General features: G+C 69.8%; 11 protein-coding genes, 1 tRNA gene and 2 riboswitches. Of the genes, 10 read left to right on the top strand and 2 right to left on the bottom strand.

Translation table 11 applies throughout. The annotated features are described in order from the left end of the window. Positions 1-18: 18 nt before the first annotated feature. Positions 19-191, top strand: a riboswitch (cyclic di-AMP (ydaO/yuaA leader). Between the two features lie 4 nt (positions 192-195). The 10 genes from AC5RVV_RS12815 (at position 196) to AC5RVV_RS12770 (ending at position 12,067) form a co-directional block, all read left to right on the top strand. Beyond that, positions 196-918: an NlpC/P60 family protein gene (locus AC5RVV_RS12815; protein ID WP_494001765.1), complete on the top strand. Its 723-nt coding sequence runs from the start codon at positions 196-198 to the stop codon at positions 916-918. 419 nt (positions 919-1,337) lie between these two features. Further along, a riboswitch (cyclic di-AMP (ydaO/yuaA leader) is annotated at positions 1,338-1,507 on the top strand. Positions 1,508-1,511: 4 nt separating this feature from the next. After that, positions 1,512-2,306 (top strand): NlpC/P60 family protein, encoded by a 795-nt coding sequence (locus tag AC5RVV_RS12810; RefSeq protein WP_494001764.1) that lies wholly within the window; start codon positions 1,512-1,514, stop codon positions 2,304-2,306. A gap of 316 nt (positions 2,307-2,622) precedes the next feature. Beyond that, positions 2,623-3,123, top strand: coding sequence for an HNH endonuclease (locus AC5RVV_RS12805; protein WP_493979388.1), 501 nt, complete (start codon positions 2,623-2,625; stop codon positions 3,121-3,123). Beyond that, entirely contained in the window at positions 3,120-3,827 is a 708-nt protein-coding gene (mobA, locus tag AC5RVV_RS12800) for a molybdenum cofactor guanylyltransferase (protein ID WP_494001763.1), read from the top strand. Before AC5RVV_RS12805 ends, mobA begins: the two co-directional genes overlap by 4 nt. A gap of 49 nt (positions 3,828-3,876) precedes the next feature. Then, on the top strand, positions 3,877-4,155 hold the full coding sequence (locus tag AC5RVV_RS12795; protein WP_494001762.1) for a DUF6457 domain-containing protein: 279 nt from the start codon (positions 3,877-3,879) through the stop codon (positions 4,153-4,155). Further along, positions 4,152-5,321 carry a molybdopterin molybdotransferase MoeA gene (locus tag AC5RVV_RS12790; RefSeq protein ID WP_494001761.1) on the top strand — a complete coding sequence of 390 codons (1,170 nt, stop codon included), beginning with the start codon at positions 4,152-4,154 and terminating at the stop codon, positions 5,319-5,321. The genes AC5RVV_RS12795 and AC5RVV_RS12790 overlap by 4 nt, the downstream gene beginning before the upstream one ends. A gap of 98 nt (positions 5,322-5,419) precedes the next feature. Then, a complete protein-coding gene (fdhD, locus tag AC5RVV_RS12785; RefSeq protein ID WP_494001760.1) occupies positions 5,420-6,304 on the top strand; it encodes a formate dehydrogenase accessory sulfurtransferase FdhD in 885 nt (294 codons plus the stop codon). Between the two features lie 51 nt (positions 6,305-6,355). Beyond that, positions 6,356-8,665 (top strand): FdhF/YdeP family oxidoreductase, encoded by a 2,310-nt coding sequence (locus AC5RVV_RS12780; RefSeq protein ID WP_494001759.1) that lies wholly within the window; start codon positions 6,356-6,358, stop codon positions 8,663-8,665. Positions 8,666-8,842: 177 nt separating this feature from the next. Continuing rightward, entirely contained in the window at positions 8,843-10,723 is a 1,881-nt protein-coding gene (locus tag AC5RVV_RS12775) for an ABC transporter ATP-binding protein (RefSeq protein WP_494001758.1), read from the top strand. 114 nt (positions 10,724-10,837) lie between these two features. Next, positions 10,838-12,067, top strand: coding sequence for an ROK family transcriptional regulator (locus AC5RVV_RS12770; RefSeq protein WP_494001757.1), 1,230 nt, complete (start codon positions 10,838-10,840; stop codon positions 12,065-12,067). Positions 12,068-12,488: 421 nt separating this feature from the next. On the opposite strand, the gene AC5RVV_RS12765 is transcribed toward AC5RVV_RS12770, so the two are convergent. Both AC5RVV_RS12765 and AC5RVV_RS12760 read right to left on the bottom strand, forming a co-directional pair. Further along, positions 12,489-12,561, bottom strand: a tRNA-Arg gene (locus AC5RVV_RS12765). Between the two features lie 17 nt (positions 12,562-12,578). Beyond that, the gene (locus AC5RVV_RS12760) at positions 12,579-13,235 is read right to left on the bottom strand and encodes a hypothetical protein (protein ID WP_494001756.1); all 657 of its coding nucleotides are present in this window, start codon (positions 13,233-13,235) and stop codon (positions 12,579-12,581) included. Positions 13,236-13,313: the final 78 nt, after the last annotated feature.

Raw genomic sequence — 13,313 nt, 5'->3', positions numbered from 1 at the left:
AACTCTGCCGTCGCCCGAAGTTCGTTCGCACCGAATCGCATGGCAGAGGCGGGGGAACCACTTCCCGGACATCGCACGGTGTCCTTGGGGTAAAGCCGATTAGGCCCGGGCCACCAGCCCGCAGCCGGCCGGCCGGATGAACTCCCATCCGAACCCGACAGCTCACCTCGCAGGCATTTGGGAGAGGTACAGACCGTGTCCAAGAGCATTACTGCGGGCCGCCATCGTGCGACCCCCGTCCGCACGAGCCCGCTTGAGACGATTTCCAAGGCTGTGTCCGCGAATGCGGGAACCGTGGGACGTCAGGGTGCCGTGATCGCCGCCGCTACCGGCCTGGTTCTGACCGGTACCATTCCGGCCCAGGCTGTCAGCGCTGACCGAGGGGTCGAGGCCCCGGCCCGCGTGCAGGTGGAGGCCGTGCAGGCCTCCGCAGCCGTGAAGCTGACCTTCGAACGCGCGGGGATCACCTCCACCCCCGCACCGGAGCCGGTTGTCCAGGCCGTCTCCAACGAAATCAACCCCACGACCGGCAACGACGCCGGGTCGAACGAAACCAAGACTGTCAAAAAGGCCGGCGAGGCTGCCGCCAGCGGAGCCGCCGGCGCCATCGTCGCGGCCGCCTACGGACAGATCGGTGTCGCCCAGGACTGCACGGCCCTGGTCGAGAACGCCCTGCGCGCGGCAGGCTTCGCGGTGGGCGACCTCGCCCCGGCGCAGTTCTTTGCCTACGGCACGCAGGTAGCCACCCCGCAGCCCGGCGACATCATCTACTACGCCAACGGCGGTGCCGGCGTGGCCCACGTGGCCATCTACGTCGGCAACGGCCAGGCGGTCCACGGCGGATGGGCGGGCTACAGCACTGTCTTGGGCAGCGCCTACATCGGCTCCGGCCCGGTCTTCATCCGTCCGGCAGGCTAAGCACTTCCTGTCACGGCCTTCTCGCGGCGCGTCCTTCGGGGCGCGCCGCAGGCGTTAAAAACGGCGCGCGGAGGACCTGGGTGGAATCGGTGCGCTGAAACGCGCGCGGAGGACCTGCGCGGGAACGGCGCCTGGAACGTGCGTGCAGCCACGGCCCGGAGCGGCGTGTGGAAGACCCGCGCGACAACGGCGCCTGGAACGTGCGTGCAGCCCCGAAACGCACGGCGCACCCTTCGTACCAGCCTCGTCCCGGATCCGTCCGGAAGCAGGGCTCCGAGGGCTGTCGTAATCAAAACATCACCGCGCCGTGATCAGAATGTGACAATGCGTGATTGATCGTATACGCTCTAACGCGTGCCAGTTGCCAAACGGCTGGGACCTCCGGGTGGATTGCCGAGCTCTGCCACCGTCCGGAGTCCGTTCGCAAAAAACTTCGCGGGCAGAGGCGGGGGAACCAATTTCGGGTTCCGTACAAGGAACCCTTGGGGTTAAGTCGCCAGCACTCTCAGGCATTGCCGGGGAGGGCTGCGGCCGGATGCACTCCCATCCGAATCCGACAGCTCACCTCGCAGGCATTGGGAGAGGCCTTTAACGTGTTCAATGACACCGCTACGGGGCGCCACCGCGCCGTTTCCGTCCGCACCAACCCGCTGGAGACGATTTCCAAAGCCGTCTCGTCCAATGCCGGATCCATGGGTCGCTCGGCAGCCGTGATCGCTGCCGCGTCCGGACTGGCCCTGACCGCCGCGGTCCCCGCGCAGTCAACCTCCATCGAACGCACCGCATCCACGGTGTCCGTACCCAGCCGCGTGCAGGTGGACACCGTCCAGGCTTCGAGTGCCGTCGAGCTGACCTTCTCGCGTCCCGCCATCAAGTCCACTCCGGCCCCGGAGCCCGAGCCTGTCGTCGAAGCCGTGGCCGAGGAAGTGGCCCCGGTCGTCGAGGAGGCCGCAGACACCGCCCAGGGCGCCGTCCAAGCCGCCGCTCCCGCGGTCGAGGTCAAGGCAGCCACCGCGGCTCCCGCAGCCAAGGCAGCGCCGGCGAAGGCCGAAGCTTCCGCCAGCGGCGTGGCCTCCACGCTGGTGTCCTCCGCGTACGGCCAGATCGGCATCTCGCAGGACTGCACCGCCATGGTGGAGAAGGCCCTGCGCGCCGCCGGTTTCTCGGTGGGCGACCTCGCACCCGCACAGTTCTTCAGCTACGGCACCCAGGTTTCCACCCCGCAGCCGGGCGATCTGCTCTACTACTCCGACGGCGGAGCAGGCGTTGCGCACATCGCCATCTACGTGGGCAACGGCCAGGCCATCCACGGCGGCTGGACCGGTTACACCACCGCACTGGCCAGTGCGGACGTCGGATCCGGCTACGTAGCCATCCGCGTCAACTAGGCAACAGCCTTCCCGGTCCACAGCGACCGTCCCGCCGGCCCCGGTGCACGCCCAGCGCGCGCACCGGGGCCGGCGGCGTTGTCGGGAGGCCAGACGCCTGCGCGGACCGGGCTCGTCAGGGCCCACGGTGGGCCCCGCGGGTGTCGCCGCCGCGTCGCCGGACCGCCCGCGCCATCATTCCGACGGCCCACGGGCGGTGAAAAAGTTAGCGCGGAACGCACTCGCCGTCATACTCTTTGACTGTCAGTGCAGAAAATCCAGTCCCGGACCGGGATCTGAAGCACCGGTCGGGTTGGCCAGACCTAGAGGAATGTGCATGCGCACACTCGTTCTGAATGCTGGTTATGAACCCCTGGCGGTTGTCACCTTCCGCCGGGCGCTGCTTCTTGTGCTCACCGGCAAAGCCAGCGTGATTGCCGAAGACGGGGACCCCGTCGTCGGCCCCAACGACATACTGGGCCGCCCCTCGGTCATCCTGCTCAACCGCTACATTAAGATGCCGTACAACAAGGACACCGCGGTGACCCGCCGCGGCGTCCTGCGCCGCGACAACCACCTCTGCGCCTACTGCGGCAAGACAGCCACCACGGTGGACCACGTCAAGCCCCGGTCCCGCGGGGGAGAAGACAGTTGGGAGAACCTGGTGGCCTGCTGCCTGCGCTGCAACAACGCCAAGGGCGACCGCACGCTGGCCCAGATGGGCTGGAGCCTGCGCTTCACGCCCCGGCCGCCCAGCGGCGCCCGATGGCGGATCCGCGACCTGGACCGTCCCGCCCCGGCCTGGAGCCAGTTCCTCGACACCCATACCGCCGCGTGACCGCTCCGCTTTTCGACGCCGTCGTGCTGGCTGGCGGCCGATCCTCGCGCCTGGGCGGCAGCCCCAAGGCACTGTTGCGGCTCGAGGGAACCACCCTGTTGCGCCGCACGCTGGAGGCCGTCCGCGGGGCCCGGCGGATCTCCGTCGTCGGCCCCGACGACCTGTCCGAGGAAGTGGAAGCTTTCCGCCGCACGCTGGTCCCGCAGCCGCTGCGGCTGACGCTCACCCGGGAGGACCCGCCGTTCTCCGGCCCGGCAGCGGGCATTGCGGCGGGAATCCAGGCGCTGTTACGGGACGACGACGGCGGTGCCTCCGTCCAGGCGCTGTTACGGGACGACGACGGCGGTGCTTCCGTGCGGGCCCCGTTCACGCTGCTCTTCGCCTGCGACATGCCGATGCTGGCCGGGCTGCCGGAACTGCTGCTCCGCCACGCCGTCAGCCGGCCGGAGGCCAGGCTCTGGATCCCGGTCGACGCCGACGGCAAACAGCAGCCGCTGGCTTGCTGCGCGCACAGCGCGGCGCTGGAGGCCGCGGTGCGGAACGCCGGGGGTGCGGCCGGGTTGGCCGGCCAGCCGGTCAGGCGGCTGCTCGGCGGGCTGCCCGCCGCCGAGATCACGCTCGAGGGCCCGTCAGGGGGCCACACCTCCGACGTCGACACGTGGCAGGACGCGGGCCGCTTTGGCATTGCCCGGCCCGCGCCGTAGCCTGAAACAAACGTTGTACTTGCCCGCACCGGGCGGATCGGAGGCCATTGTGTCCGGAGCGGCCGAAAAGCTCTCCCCCTTCGTCAGCGAACTGCTCCAGGCGCTGGAAATCGAAGACACGCCCGTTGACATCGACGCCGTGCTGGAGCTCGCCGGCGTCGCGGCGCACAGCGTGATCCGCCCGGCGGCGCCGCTGACCACGTTCGTGGTGGGCTACGCGGCCGGCCTGGCCGCCGCCACCGGACAGGCAACACCCGAGGTGGCCATGCGCGCCGCCTCCCGCGTGGCCGACGAAGTGGCGCGCCGACACGGCGCAGTGCAGGAGTGAGTGGCTCCGGGCTGCGCTGGGACGACGCCCGCAGAGCCGCCTATGCCGCGGGCCGGGAGGCGGGACGGCCCGATCCCGCGAACGTGGAGCTGGCCGCCTGTGCCGGTCGCACGCTGGCCCGCGACCTGAAGGCGCTGGTGCCGGTCCCGCACTACGCTTCCTCCGCCATGGACGGCTGGGCCGTTGCCGGCACGGGGCCGTGGCAGTTGGTGCCGGCCGGCAGCGACCTGCGGCCGGGGCTGGCCGCCCCGGTCGTCACCGGCGGGCTGATCCCCGACGGCACGGACAGCGTGCTGCGCAGCGAATGCGGCACCGCGGCGAGTGACCGGCTCGAGCTGTGCGCGGGTACCGATGCGCGGGAACTGGCCCCCGGGCGCCACATCCGTCCGGCCGGCGAGGAGACCGCCGCCGGCGCCGTCGTCATCTCCGCCGGAACCGTGCTGACCCCCGCGCATCTGGCCGTCGCGGCCGTGTGCGGCCACGACACGCTCCCTGTTGCCCCCGTGCCGCAGGTAACCCTGCTGCTCACCGGCGACGAGGTCGTCACCTCCGGCATTCCCGCGCCCGGCCGGGTCCGGGACACGTTCGGACCCACGCTGCCGGCCATCATCGCCCGCCTCGGCGGCCAGGTCACGGACAGCCGGCGGCTGCCCGACGACTTCGCTGCCACCGCGGCAGCCATCGCCGGCTGCGGCGGCGACGTCGTGGTCACCACCGGCGGAACGGGCCACTCCTCGGCCGATCATCTGCGCCGGGTGCTGGACGCGGACGCGGCCACGATCCTGATCCCGTCCATCCGGATGCGCCCGGGGCATCCGGCGCTGCTGGCCCGGCTGGCCGACGGGCGGCTGCTGGTGGGCCTGCCGGGCAATCCGCTGGCCGCCATGATGGCGCTGCTGACCCTGGCGGCTCCGCTGCTGGCCGGGATGACCGGCCGGTCGCTGGCCCCGCTGCGCACCGTGCCCGCCGGGACGGCCATGCCGCCGCTGCACGACCAAGACCGGCTGATGCCCTACGGCATGTCGCCGGATGGCGGCGCCGTCCCCGCGGACCGCATCGGTTCGGCGATGATGCGGGGGCTGGCGGCCGCCGACGGCGTGATGGTGGTGCCGGCCGCCGGCGCCGAACCCGGCGAGCAGTTGCCGGCCCTCGAGCTGCCCTGGTAAACGGCGCTCCCAGCCCGCAGCCGGCCCCGCCCGCCGCGCCGCCGCGCGCAGCCGTGTGGCTGCCTTACCCTTGATTACAGGCAGTAGAGGAGAACTTCATGGGCCGCTTAACGCAGCGCCGCAAGGTGCTCAAACTCAGTCTCGATGCGCCGCCGCGCCGCCGCGAGGACGTGATGGCGGTGGAAGAGCCGCTGGAGATCCGGCTGGCCGGCCGCGCCTTCTCCATCACCATGCGCACCCCGGGCGACGACTTCGACCTGGTGGCCGGCTTCCTGGTCTCCGAGGGCGTCATCTGGTCGCCCGAACACCTTGTCTCGATGCGCTTCTGCGCCGGCGAGGACGAGGACGGGCGGCAGACCTTCAATGTGGTGGAGGCCCAATTGGCGCCGGGGGTGGCGCTGCCGGATCCGCGGCTTGACCGGCAGGTGGTCACCAGCAGCGCGTGCGGCATCTGCGGCACCGCCTCGATCGACGCCGTGACGAAGCGCTCCCGCTTCCCGCTGCAGAATGACGACGGCGGAGCCTCCCCGGGCCCGGACGGCACCGGTGCCGGCGGCGAAGTGCCGCTGGAGGTCCTGCTGCAGTTGCCGGACCGGCTGCGCGAACGGCAGCAGGTGTTCGAGCGTACCGGCGGCGTCCACGCCGCCGGGCTGTTCAGCGTCGCGGGCGAACTGCTCTGCCTGCGCGAAGACGTGGGCCGGCACAACGCGGTGGACAAGGTGGTGGGTTGGGCGCTGCGCGAGGGGCGGCTGCCGCTGCGCAACACGGTGCTGCAGGTCTCCGGGCGCGCCTCGTTCGAATTGGTCCAGAAGGCCTATCTCGCGGGGATCCCCGTCCTGTCGGCCGTGAGCGCGCCGTCCTCGCTCGCCGTCGAGCTGGCGGAAAAGGTGGGGCTGACGCTGGCCGGCTTCAGCCGCGGCCGCAGCATTAACGTGTATGCCCACCCGGGGCGGGTGGGCGCCGCCGTCGGGAATTTCGTGTGAGACGCGCCGGGTGAGTCGGGGAACCGGTGTGAGCCGGGATACATTAGGGGCATGACTCGTCCGGCACCCGTTAATGACATTGATGAAAGCACCCTGAAGGTCAAGGAACCGAAGAAGGTCGCCGCCGGTATTCCGGCGGTGAAGGTTGCGTTGGAGCGCGGCATCGAACAGGCCGGCGTTTCCCGCACCGCCCGGTCGCTGCTGCGGATCAACCAGCGCGGCGGTTTCGACTGCCCGGGGTGCGCCTGGCCCGAATCCATCACCGGTCCGCGCAAGCCGGCCGAGTTCTGCGAAAACGGCGCCAAGGCCGTGGCGGAGGAGAACACGAAGCGCACCGTCACGCCCGAGTTCTGGGCGCGCCACTCCATCGAAGAGCTCTCGACGAAGACCGAATACTGGCTGGGCCAGCAGGGCCGGATCACCGAGCCGGTCATCGTCCGCGAGGGGGAGACGCACTATTCGCCGATCTCGTGGGCGGACGCGTTCAGCCTGATTGGCGAACGCATCAGGGCCACGACGCCGGACCGCTGCGTGTTCTACACCTCGGGCCGGACCGCCAACGAGACCGCGTTCATGTACCAGCTGTTCGCACGCTCGCTGGGCACCAACAACCTGCCGGACTGCTCCAATATGTGCCACGAGTCCTCCGGCAGCGCCCTGAACCCGACCATCGGCATCGGCAAGGGCACCGTGTCGCTGGAGGACATCCACCACTCCGAACTGATCTTCGTAGTGGGCCAGAACCCCGGGACCAACCACCCGCGCATGCTCTCCGCGCTCAAGGAGTGCAAGGACAACGGCGGCACCATCGTGGCGGTGAACCCGCTGCCCGAAACCGGCCTGATGGCGTTCAAGGACCCGCAGTCGGTGGACGGGCTGCTGCGCGGCGGCACCGCGCTGGCCGACGAATTCCTGCAGATCAAGGTGGGCGGGGACCTCGCCCTCTTCCAGGCGCTGGGACACCTGCTGCTCGAAGAGGAAGGCCGCGCCCCGGGCACCGTCGTGGACAAGGCGTTCATCGACGCGAACACCGAAGGCTTCGAGGAGTACGTCGAAGCCCGCCGGCACGTCGACTGGACCGAAACCGAGAAGGCCACCGGGCTGTCGCGGCTGGAGATCGCCAAGGTCGCCGGGCTGCTGGCCAAGTCCAAGGCCACCATCATCTGCTGGGCGCTGGGCCTGACCCAGCAGCCGCACTCGGTCGATACCCTGCGCGAAATCGTGAACCTGCTGCTGCTCCAGGGCAACTTCGGCAAGCCCGGCGCCGGTGCCTGCCCGGTCCGCGGCCACTCCAACGTCCAGGGCGACCGCACCATGGGCATCTGGGAGAAGCCCAAGGAGTGGCTGCTGGCGGCGCTGGACAAGGAGTTCGGCATCACCTCGCCGCGCGAGCACGGCGTCGATTCCACCGAGGCGATCGACCGCTTCCACGAGGACAAGGTCGACGTCTTCGTCTCCATGGGCGGCAACTTCGCGCTGGCGAACTCCGAGACCGAGCTGCTCGAGAGCGGGATGAAGAAGGCCGGCCTGACCGTGCATGTCTCCACCAAACCCAACCGCTCCCACGTGGTGCACGGGAAGACGTCGCTGATCCTGCCGACGCTGGGCCGTACCGACCGGGACGACAAGCACCCGAAGGGCGCGCAGTTCCTCTCGGTGGAAGACTCCATGTCCGTCGTCCGGTCCACGCAGGGCCGGCTGGAGCCGGTCAGCGAGCACCTGCTGGCCGAACCGGTGATCATCGCGCGGATGGCCCAGGCCACCTTCGGCGACGACCACCCAGTGGACTGGCGGGCGATGGCCGAGGACTACGACGTGATCCGGGACCACATCTCCCGCGTGCTGCCGGGGTTCGAGGACTTCAACACGCGGATCCGGAACAAGAGCGGCTTTGTGCTGCCGAACCCGCCGCGCGACACGCGCTCCTTCGCCACCGACATCGGCAAGGCGCGGTTCACGGTCAGCCCGCTGGAGTACCTGGAGGCGCCCGAGGGACACCTAATCCTGCAGACCATCCGCAGCCACGACCAGTACAACACCACGTTCTACGGCCTGGACGACCGCTACCGGGGCATCTCCAACGGGCGGCGGGTCATCCTGGTGCACCCCGACGACCTGGCCGAACTGGGCTTCGCCGACCGCGACCTGGTGGACGTGATCAGCACGTTCAAGGGCACCGAGCGCCGCGCGGACGAGTTCCGCCTGGTGTCCTACCCGACGGCGCGGGGTTGTGCGGCCGCCTACTTCCCGGAGGCCAACGCGCTGGTGCACCGGGACCTGGTGGCACGGGAGTCCAACACGCCGGGCTTCAAGGCGATGACGGTGCGCTTCGTCCCGCACGAGGAGAAGCAGCTCAGCTGACGCCGGGCCGCGCCGGGTGGCGCCGGGCGGGCGGGGGCGGCGCCGGTGGGTCCGGCGGCTTTGCCTGCCCGCCCGCAATTCCGGACAGCTTCCGGCCGCATGGCCGCGGGCAGGAACACCAGGGCGTTCGGAATGGTTCTAGGGTGGCAGTAGCACCATCAGCCGTTAGGAGCCATCATGTCCATGGAAGGGGCAGCCTGGATTTCGCTGTACCGGCTTTCGCACTCGAAGGAGCAGAAGTCCTTCTCGCGGGAGACTGTCCGCCGGACCTTTGCGTTCGCCGCGCCCTACAAGGGCAAGATTGCTGTCTTTGTGCTGCTCTCGGTGGTGACCGCCACGCTGGCCGTCGCCACGCCGGTTCTCGCCGGCCGGGTGGTGGACGCGATCGTGGCCAAAACCGGCGTCGAGGTAGTGATCTGGCTCGCCGTCGTCATCGCCCTGGTGGCCATCGCCGACGCCGGGCTCAGCATGGTGACCCGGTGGATTTCCTCCGGGCTGGGCGAGGACATCATCCTGGACCTGCGCACCGCCGTGTTCGACCACGTCCAGAAGATGCCGATCGCCTTCTTCATGCGCACCCGCACCGGCGCGCTGGTCAGCCGGCTGAACAACGACGTCATCGGGGCGCAGCGGGCCTTTGCGGGAACGCTCTCCGGGGTGGTGAGCAACCTCGTGGCGCTGATCCTCACACTGATCGTCATGCTGAACACCTCCTGGCAGGTCACCCTGCTGGCGCTGCTGCTGCTGCCGGTGTTCCTGCTGCCGGCCCGCCGGATGGGCAGCCGGCTCGCCGAACTGCGCCGGGAAACCGCCAACCACAACGCCGCCATGAGCACACAGATGACCGAACGGTTCTCCGCACCCGGGGCCACGCTGGTCAAGCTGTTCGGCCGGCCCGCCGACGAATCCCGCGAGTTCAAGCTCCGGGCCCAGCGGGTGCGCGACATCGGCATCAAGACGGCGGTCATGCAGTGGGTGTTCGTCACGGCGCTCACCCTGGTGTCCGCGCTGGCGCTGGCCCTGGTCTACGGGCTCGGCGGTTTCTACGCCATCATCGGCCAGCTGGATCCCGGCGAGGTGGTGACGCTGGCGCTCCTGCTCACCCGCCTGTATGCGCCGCTGACGGCCCTGGCGAACGCCCGGGTGGAGATTTCCAGTGCGCTGGTCAGCTTCGAGCGCGTCTTCGAGGTGCTGGACCTGAAGCCCCTGATTACCGAAAAGGACGACGCCGCTGCCGTGCCGCCGGGCCCGGTCTCCGTCGAGTTCAAGGACGTGCGGTTCGCCTACCCCTCCGCCGAGAAGGTGTCGTTGGCCTCGCTGGAGGAGGTCGCGACCCTCGACGCCCGGGGCGGCGAGGAAGTGCTGCACGGGATCAGCTTCCGGGTGGAGCCGGGCCAGACGGTGGCGCTGGTGGGCTCCTCCGGGGCCGGAAAATCCACCATGGCCCAGTTGTTGGCCCGCCTGTACGACGTGGACTCCGGTGCCGTCGAGCTATCCGGCACCGATGTCCGTGACCTGAGCTTCGAGGCGCTGCGCGGAACCATCGGCATGGTGACCCAGGACGGACACCTGTTCCACGAGACCATCCGCTCCAACCTGCTGCTGGCCTGGCCGGAGGCCAGCGACGACGAGATATGGGACGTTCTGCGCCGCGCCCGGCTGCAGGACCTGATCCGTTCCCTGCCGGACGGCCTGGACACCATGGTGGGGGAGCGCGGCTACCGCCTCTCCGGCGGCGAACGGCAGCGGATGACCATCGCCCGGCTGCTGCTGGGCCATCCCCGGGTGGTGATCCTGGACGAGGCGACGGCGGCCTTGGACTCCACCAACGAAGCCGCCGTGCAGGCCGCGCTCAGCGAGGCACTCGAGGGGCGCACCGCCGTCGTCATTGCCCACCGGCTGTCCACCGTGCGCTCCGCCGACCGGATCCTGGTCATTGAGGGCGGCCGGATTGCCGAGCAGGGCACGCACGCTGAACTGCTGGCCTTGGAGGGCCGCTACGCCGAGCTGTACCGGACCCAGTTCCTCAGCGATACCCCGGTGGCCGGTTTGGCCTGACTGCGGCGGTCCGGCCCGCGCCGGGAGGGTGGCCGCGTGGCGGGTGTGGTCCGCCCGCTCAATGACTAGAGTTGCTCTGGGTCCCACACGTCGAAGAAGTGGAAAGCGGGTGCAATGCAGCGCGGAACCAACCTGGGCCGCCTGGGCGGCTACAACCAGGCCGTGATCCTTAACGCCATCCGACGTGCCCGCGGGGGAATCGCCCGGGTGGAACTGGTGGAGAGCACCGGGCTGTCCCCGCAGACCATCTCCAACGTGGTGCGCCGGCTGGTGGACGAGGGCCTGGTGCGCGAGGACCGCAAGACGGTCAGCGGGCCCGGCAAACCGCGCACGGTCCTGCAGCTGGAACTTTCCAGCCGGCTCGCCATCGGCATCCACCTCGACCCCGTGGTCATGACCCTGGTCATGCTGAACCTCGACGGCGAGGTGGTTGCGCGTGCCCGGCACGATGTTCCCGCCGCCGGGCAGCCGGACGGGATGGCCGCCGCGATGGCCGCGGCCACGGAGGCGCTCATCGCCGCTTCCGGAATCGAACGCCACCGCATCCTGGGCATCGGGCTGGCCGCGCCCGGGCCGATCGACGCGGTCGAAGGGATGGTGGTGGATCCGCCGATGATGCGCGAGTGGACTTCGGTGCCGCTGCGCGAACCCCTGCGCGACCTGACGGGCCTGCCGGTGCTGCTGGACAAGGACACGACGGCCGCGGCGGTGGCGGAACTGTGGGCCAGCGAACGGCGGGAGCCCGAGAACTTCGTGTTCGTTTACCTGGGCACGGGCCTGGGCGCCGGCATCGTGCTCGACGGACAGGTGCTGCGCGGCGCCTCCAGCAATATCGGGGAGATCGGCCATTTTCCGGTGGAGGCGGAGGTCCCGCCGTGTGACTGCGGGAAACGCACCTGCGTGGGCATGGCGCTGAACTTCGGCACGCTGTTCCGGCAGGCCATGGAGGCCGGCATCTTCCCGGCCGGCGCCGAGCTGGGGGACCGCCATCAGGCCACCGAAAGGATCGTCACGCTCTGCCGCATGGCCAGCGAGGGGGAGCCGGCGGCCGCGGCGATCATCGGCCGGGCCGCCGGGTTGCTGGGCGGAACCGTGGGGCAGGTGGCCAACATCCTGGACGTGGACCGGGTCATCTTCGGCGGCCCGCTGTGGGACGGATTGGACGAGCTCGCGCTGCCCATCCTGCGGGAGGAAATCAACAAACGGTTCGTCTCGCGGGCGATCCACGAGGTTGACGTGGTGTCGTCCCCGCTGGGCTTCGAGGTGGGGGCCATCGGCGGCGCCTGCCTGGTGCTGGATGACGCGCTCTCGCCCAAGGCCAGCGGGCTGATCCTGGGCGGCTAGCCGGGACGCGGGCAGGGGTGCGGTTCACACAGCGACGTCGGCGTCATCGGACCGGGCAGCCGCCCTGACGGGTTCAGGAGTTGCTTTATTAAATCCAATCGATTTAGATATATGGTGACGGCAGTGCCTGGAGTGCTCACGCTTTGGGAAAATGAACGGTCCCTTCAGCGGCTCACGTGCTTCAGGGGAACGGCTCGGCCGTCGGCCAACAGGCGGCGGGAAGATACTGCTGGCTCCGGCGAACGGGAAGAACCGGAACCAGCGGTCCCAGCTGACGGGAATTCCTGGCCGCTTTGGTGGAAGGCACTACAGCCGGCTACCGTCTGTGCTTCCGTGGGGGGTTGCACAGGCGGCGGTCGGCTGCCCTGGTTAACGGGCCGGGCGCGGCCGCCGCATTTCGCCGACAGGGCCGGCGGTGAAGTGCCCCCGGGCAGATTCGAACTGCCGACACCCGCTTTAGGAGAGCGGTGCTCTATCCCCTGAGCTACGGGGGCAACGCCAAAAGCTTAGCTTAAACGGCGCCGCCCGCCGGTGCGGCGGCCGGGCCTCCGGCAGGCCGGGGTTTACGCGTGAAGACCGCGACGACGGCGGCGACCAGGCTCAGCCCGAACAGGACGGACTTGGCGACAGTGAGGAAGCTCGCCAGTGACGCGTCGCCGACCGGGTCCGTGGCCAGCATGGCGTCGACGGCGAGGTTTTCCCCCAGATCCGCTGCCACGTAAAGCACGACGACGGACCAGGCGAGCCAGCGCCAGCCGAGGCGGCGGATTTGCTGCCCCAGCAGGATCAGCCACGTGAAGCCGAACATCAGCGGGAAGATGGTGTCGGCTGTCTTGTGCCAGTAGTTGTATTGCCCGGCACCGTCTTCGCCGAACGCGGTGCGCACCTGCTGGACGTACTCGGTGGAGTATCCGCCGATGAGCGTGTCCGGCATGGCCAGCCCCCCGGTCAGCTGGGAGAACTGCGGCATCACCAGCAGGAACGAGTAGCCGAACAGAAAGGCCGAGGCCGCGGCCCCGGCGATGACGATCAGGTTCGCGTTGCCGGCAGCGCGCTGGGGCGACCGGGTGCTGCCGGGAACGGCAGGCCTCGCGGCGGCGCTGCTGCCGGGGGCTGGGGCCGCCGCCGCACCGTGTTTCTTCGCGCGCTGTGCTGGGGTTTTGGACATACAACCATTATGCCGGGGCGCTCCTGCGTCGGCCGTGGTCGGAAGTCGCCGCCGGCGTCCCGCAGTGTCGGTGGTGGC

This window comes from Arthrobacter sp. MDT2-34-1, from assembly GCF_059091365.1.
This window is presented reverse-complemented; position numbering and strand designations above follow the sequence as displayed.

Excerpts from the sequence above, each read along its gene's own strand:
- AC5RVV_RS12805 (WP_493979388.1), top strand. The coding sequence starts at position 2,623 with ATGCGCACACTCGTTCTGAATGCTGGTTATGAACCCCTGGCGGTTGTC.
- fdhD (WP_494001760.1), top strand. The coding sequence starts at position 5,420 with ATGGGCCGCTTAACGCAGCGCCGCAAGGTGCTCAAACTCAGTCTCGAT.
- AC5RVV_RS12780 (WP_494001759.1), top strand. The coding sequence starts at position 6,356 with ATGACTCGTCCGGCACCCGTTAATGACATTGATGAAAGCACCCTGAAG.
- AC5RVV_RS12775 (WP_494001758.1), top strand. The coding sequence starts at position 8,843 with ATGTCCATGGAAGGGGCAGCCTGGATTTCGCTGTACCGGCTTTCGCAC.
- AC5RVV_RS12770 (WP_494001757.1), top strand. The coding sequence starts at position 10,838 with ATGCAGCGCGGAACCAACCTGGGCCGCCTGGGCGGCTACAACCAGGCC.
- AC5RVV_RS12760 (WP_494001756.1), bottom strand. The coding sequence starts at position 13,235 with ATGTCCAAAACCCCAGCACAGCGCGCGAAGAAACACGGTGCGGCGGCG.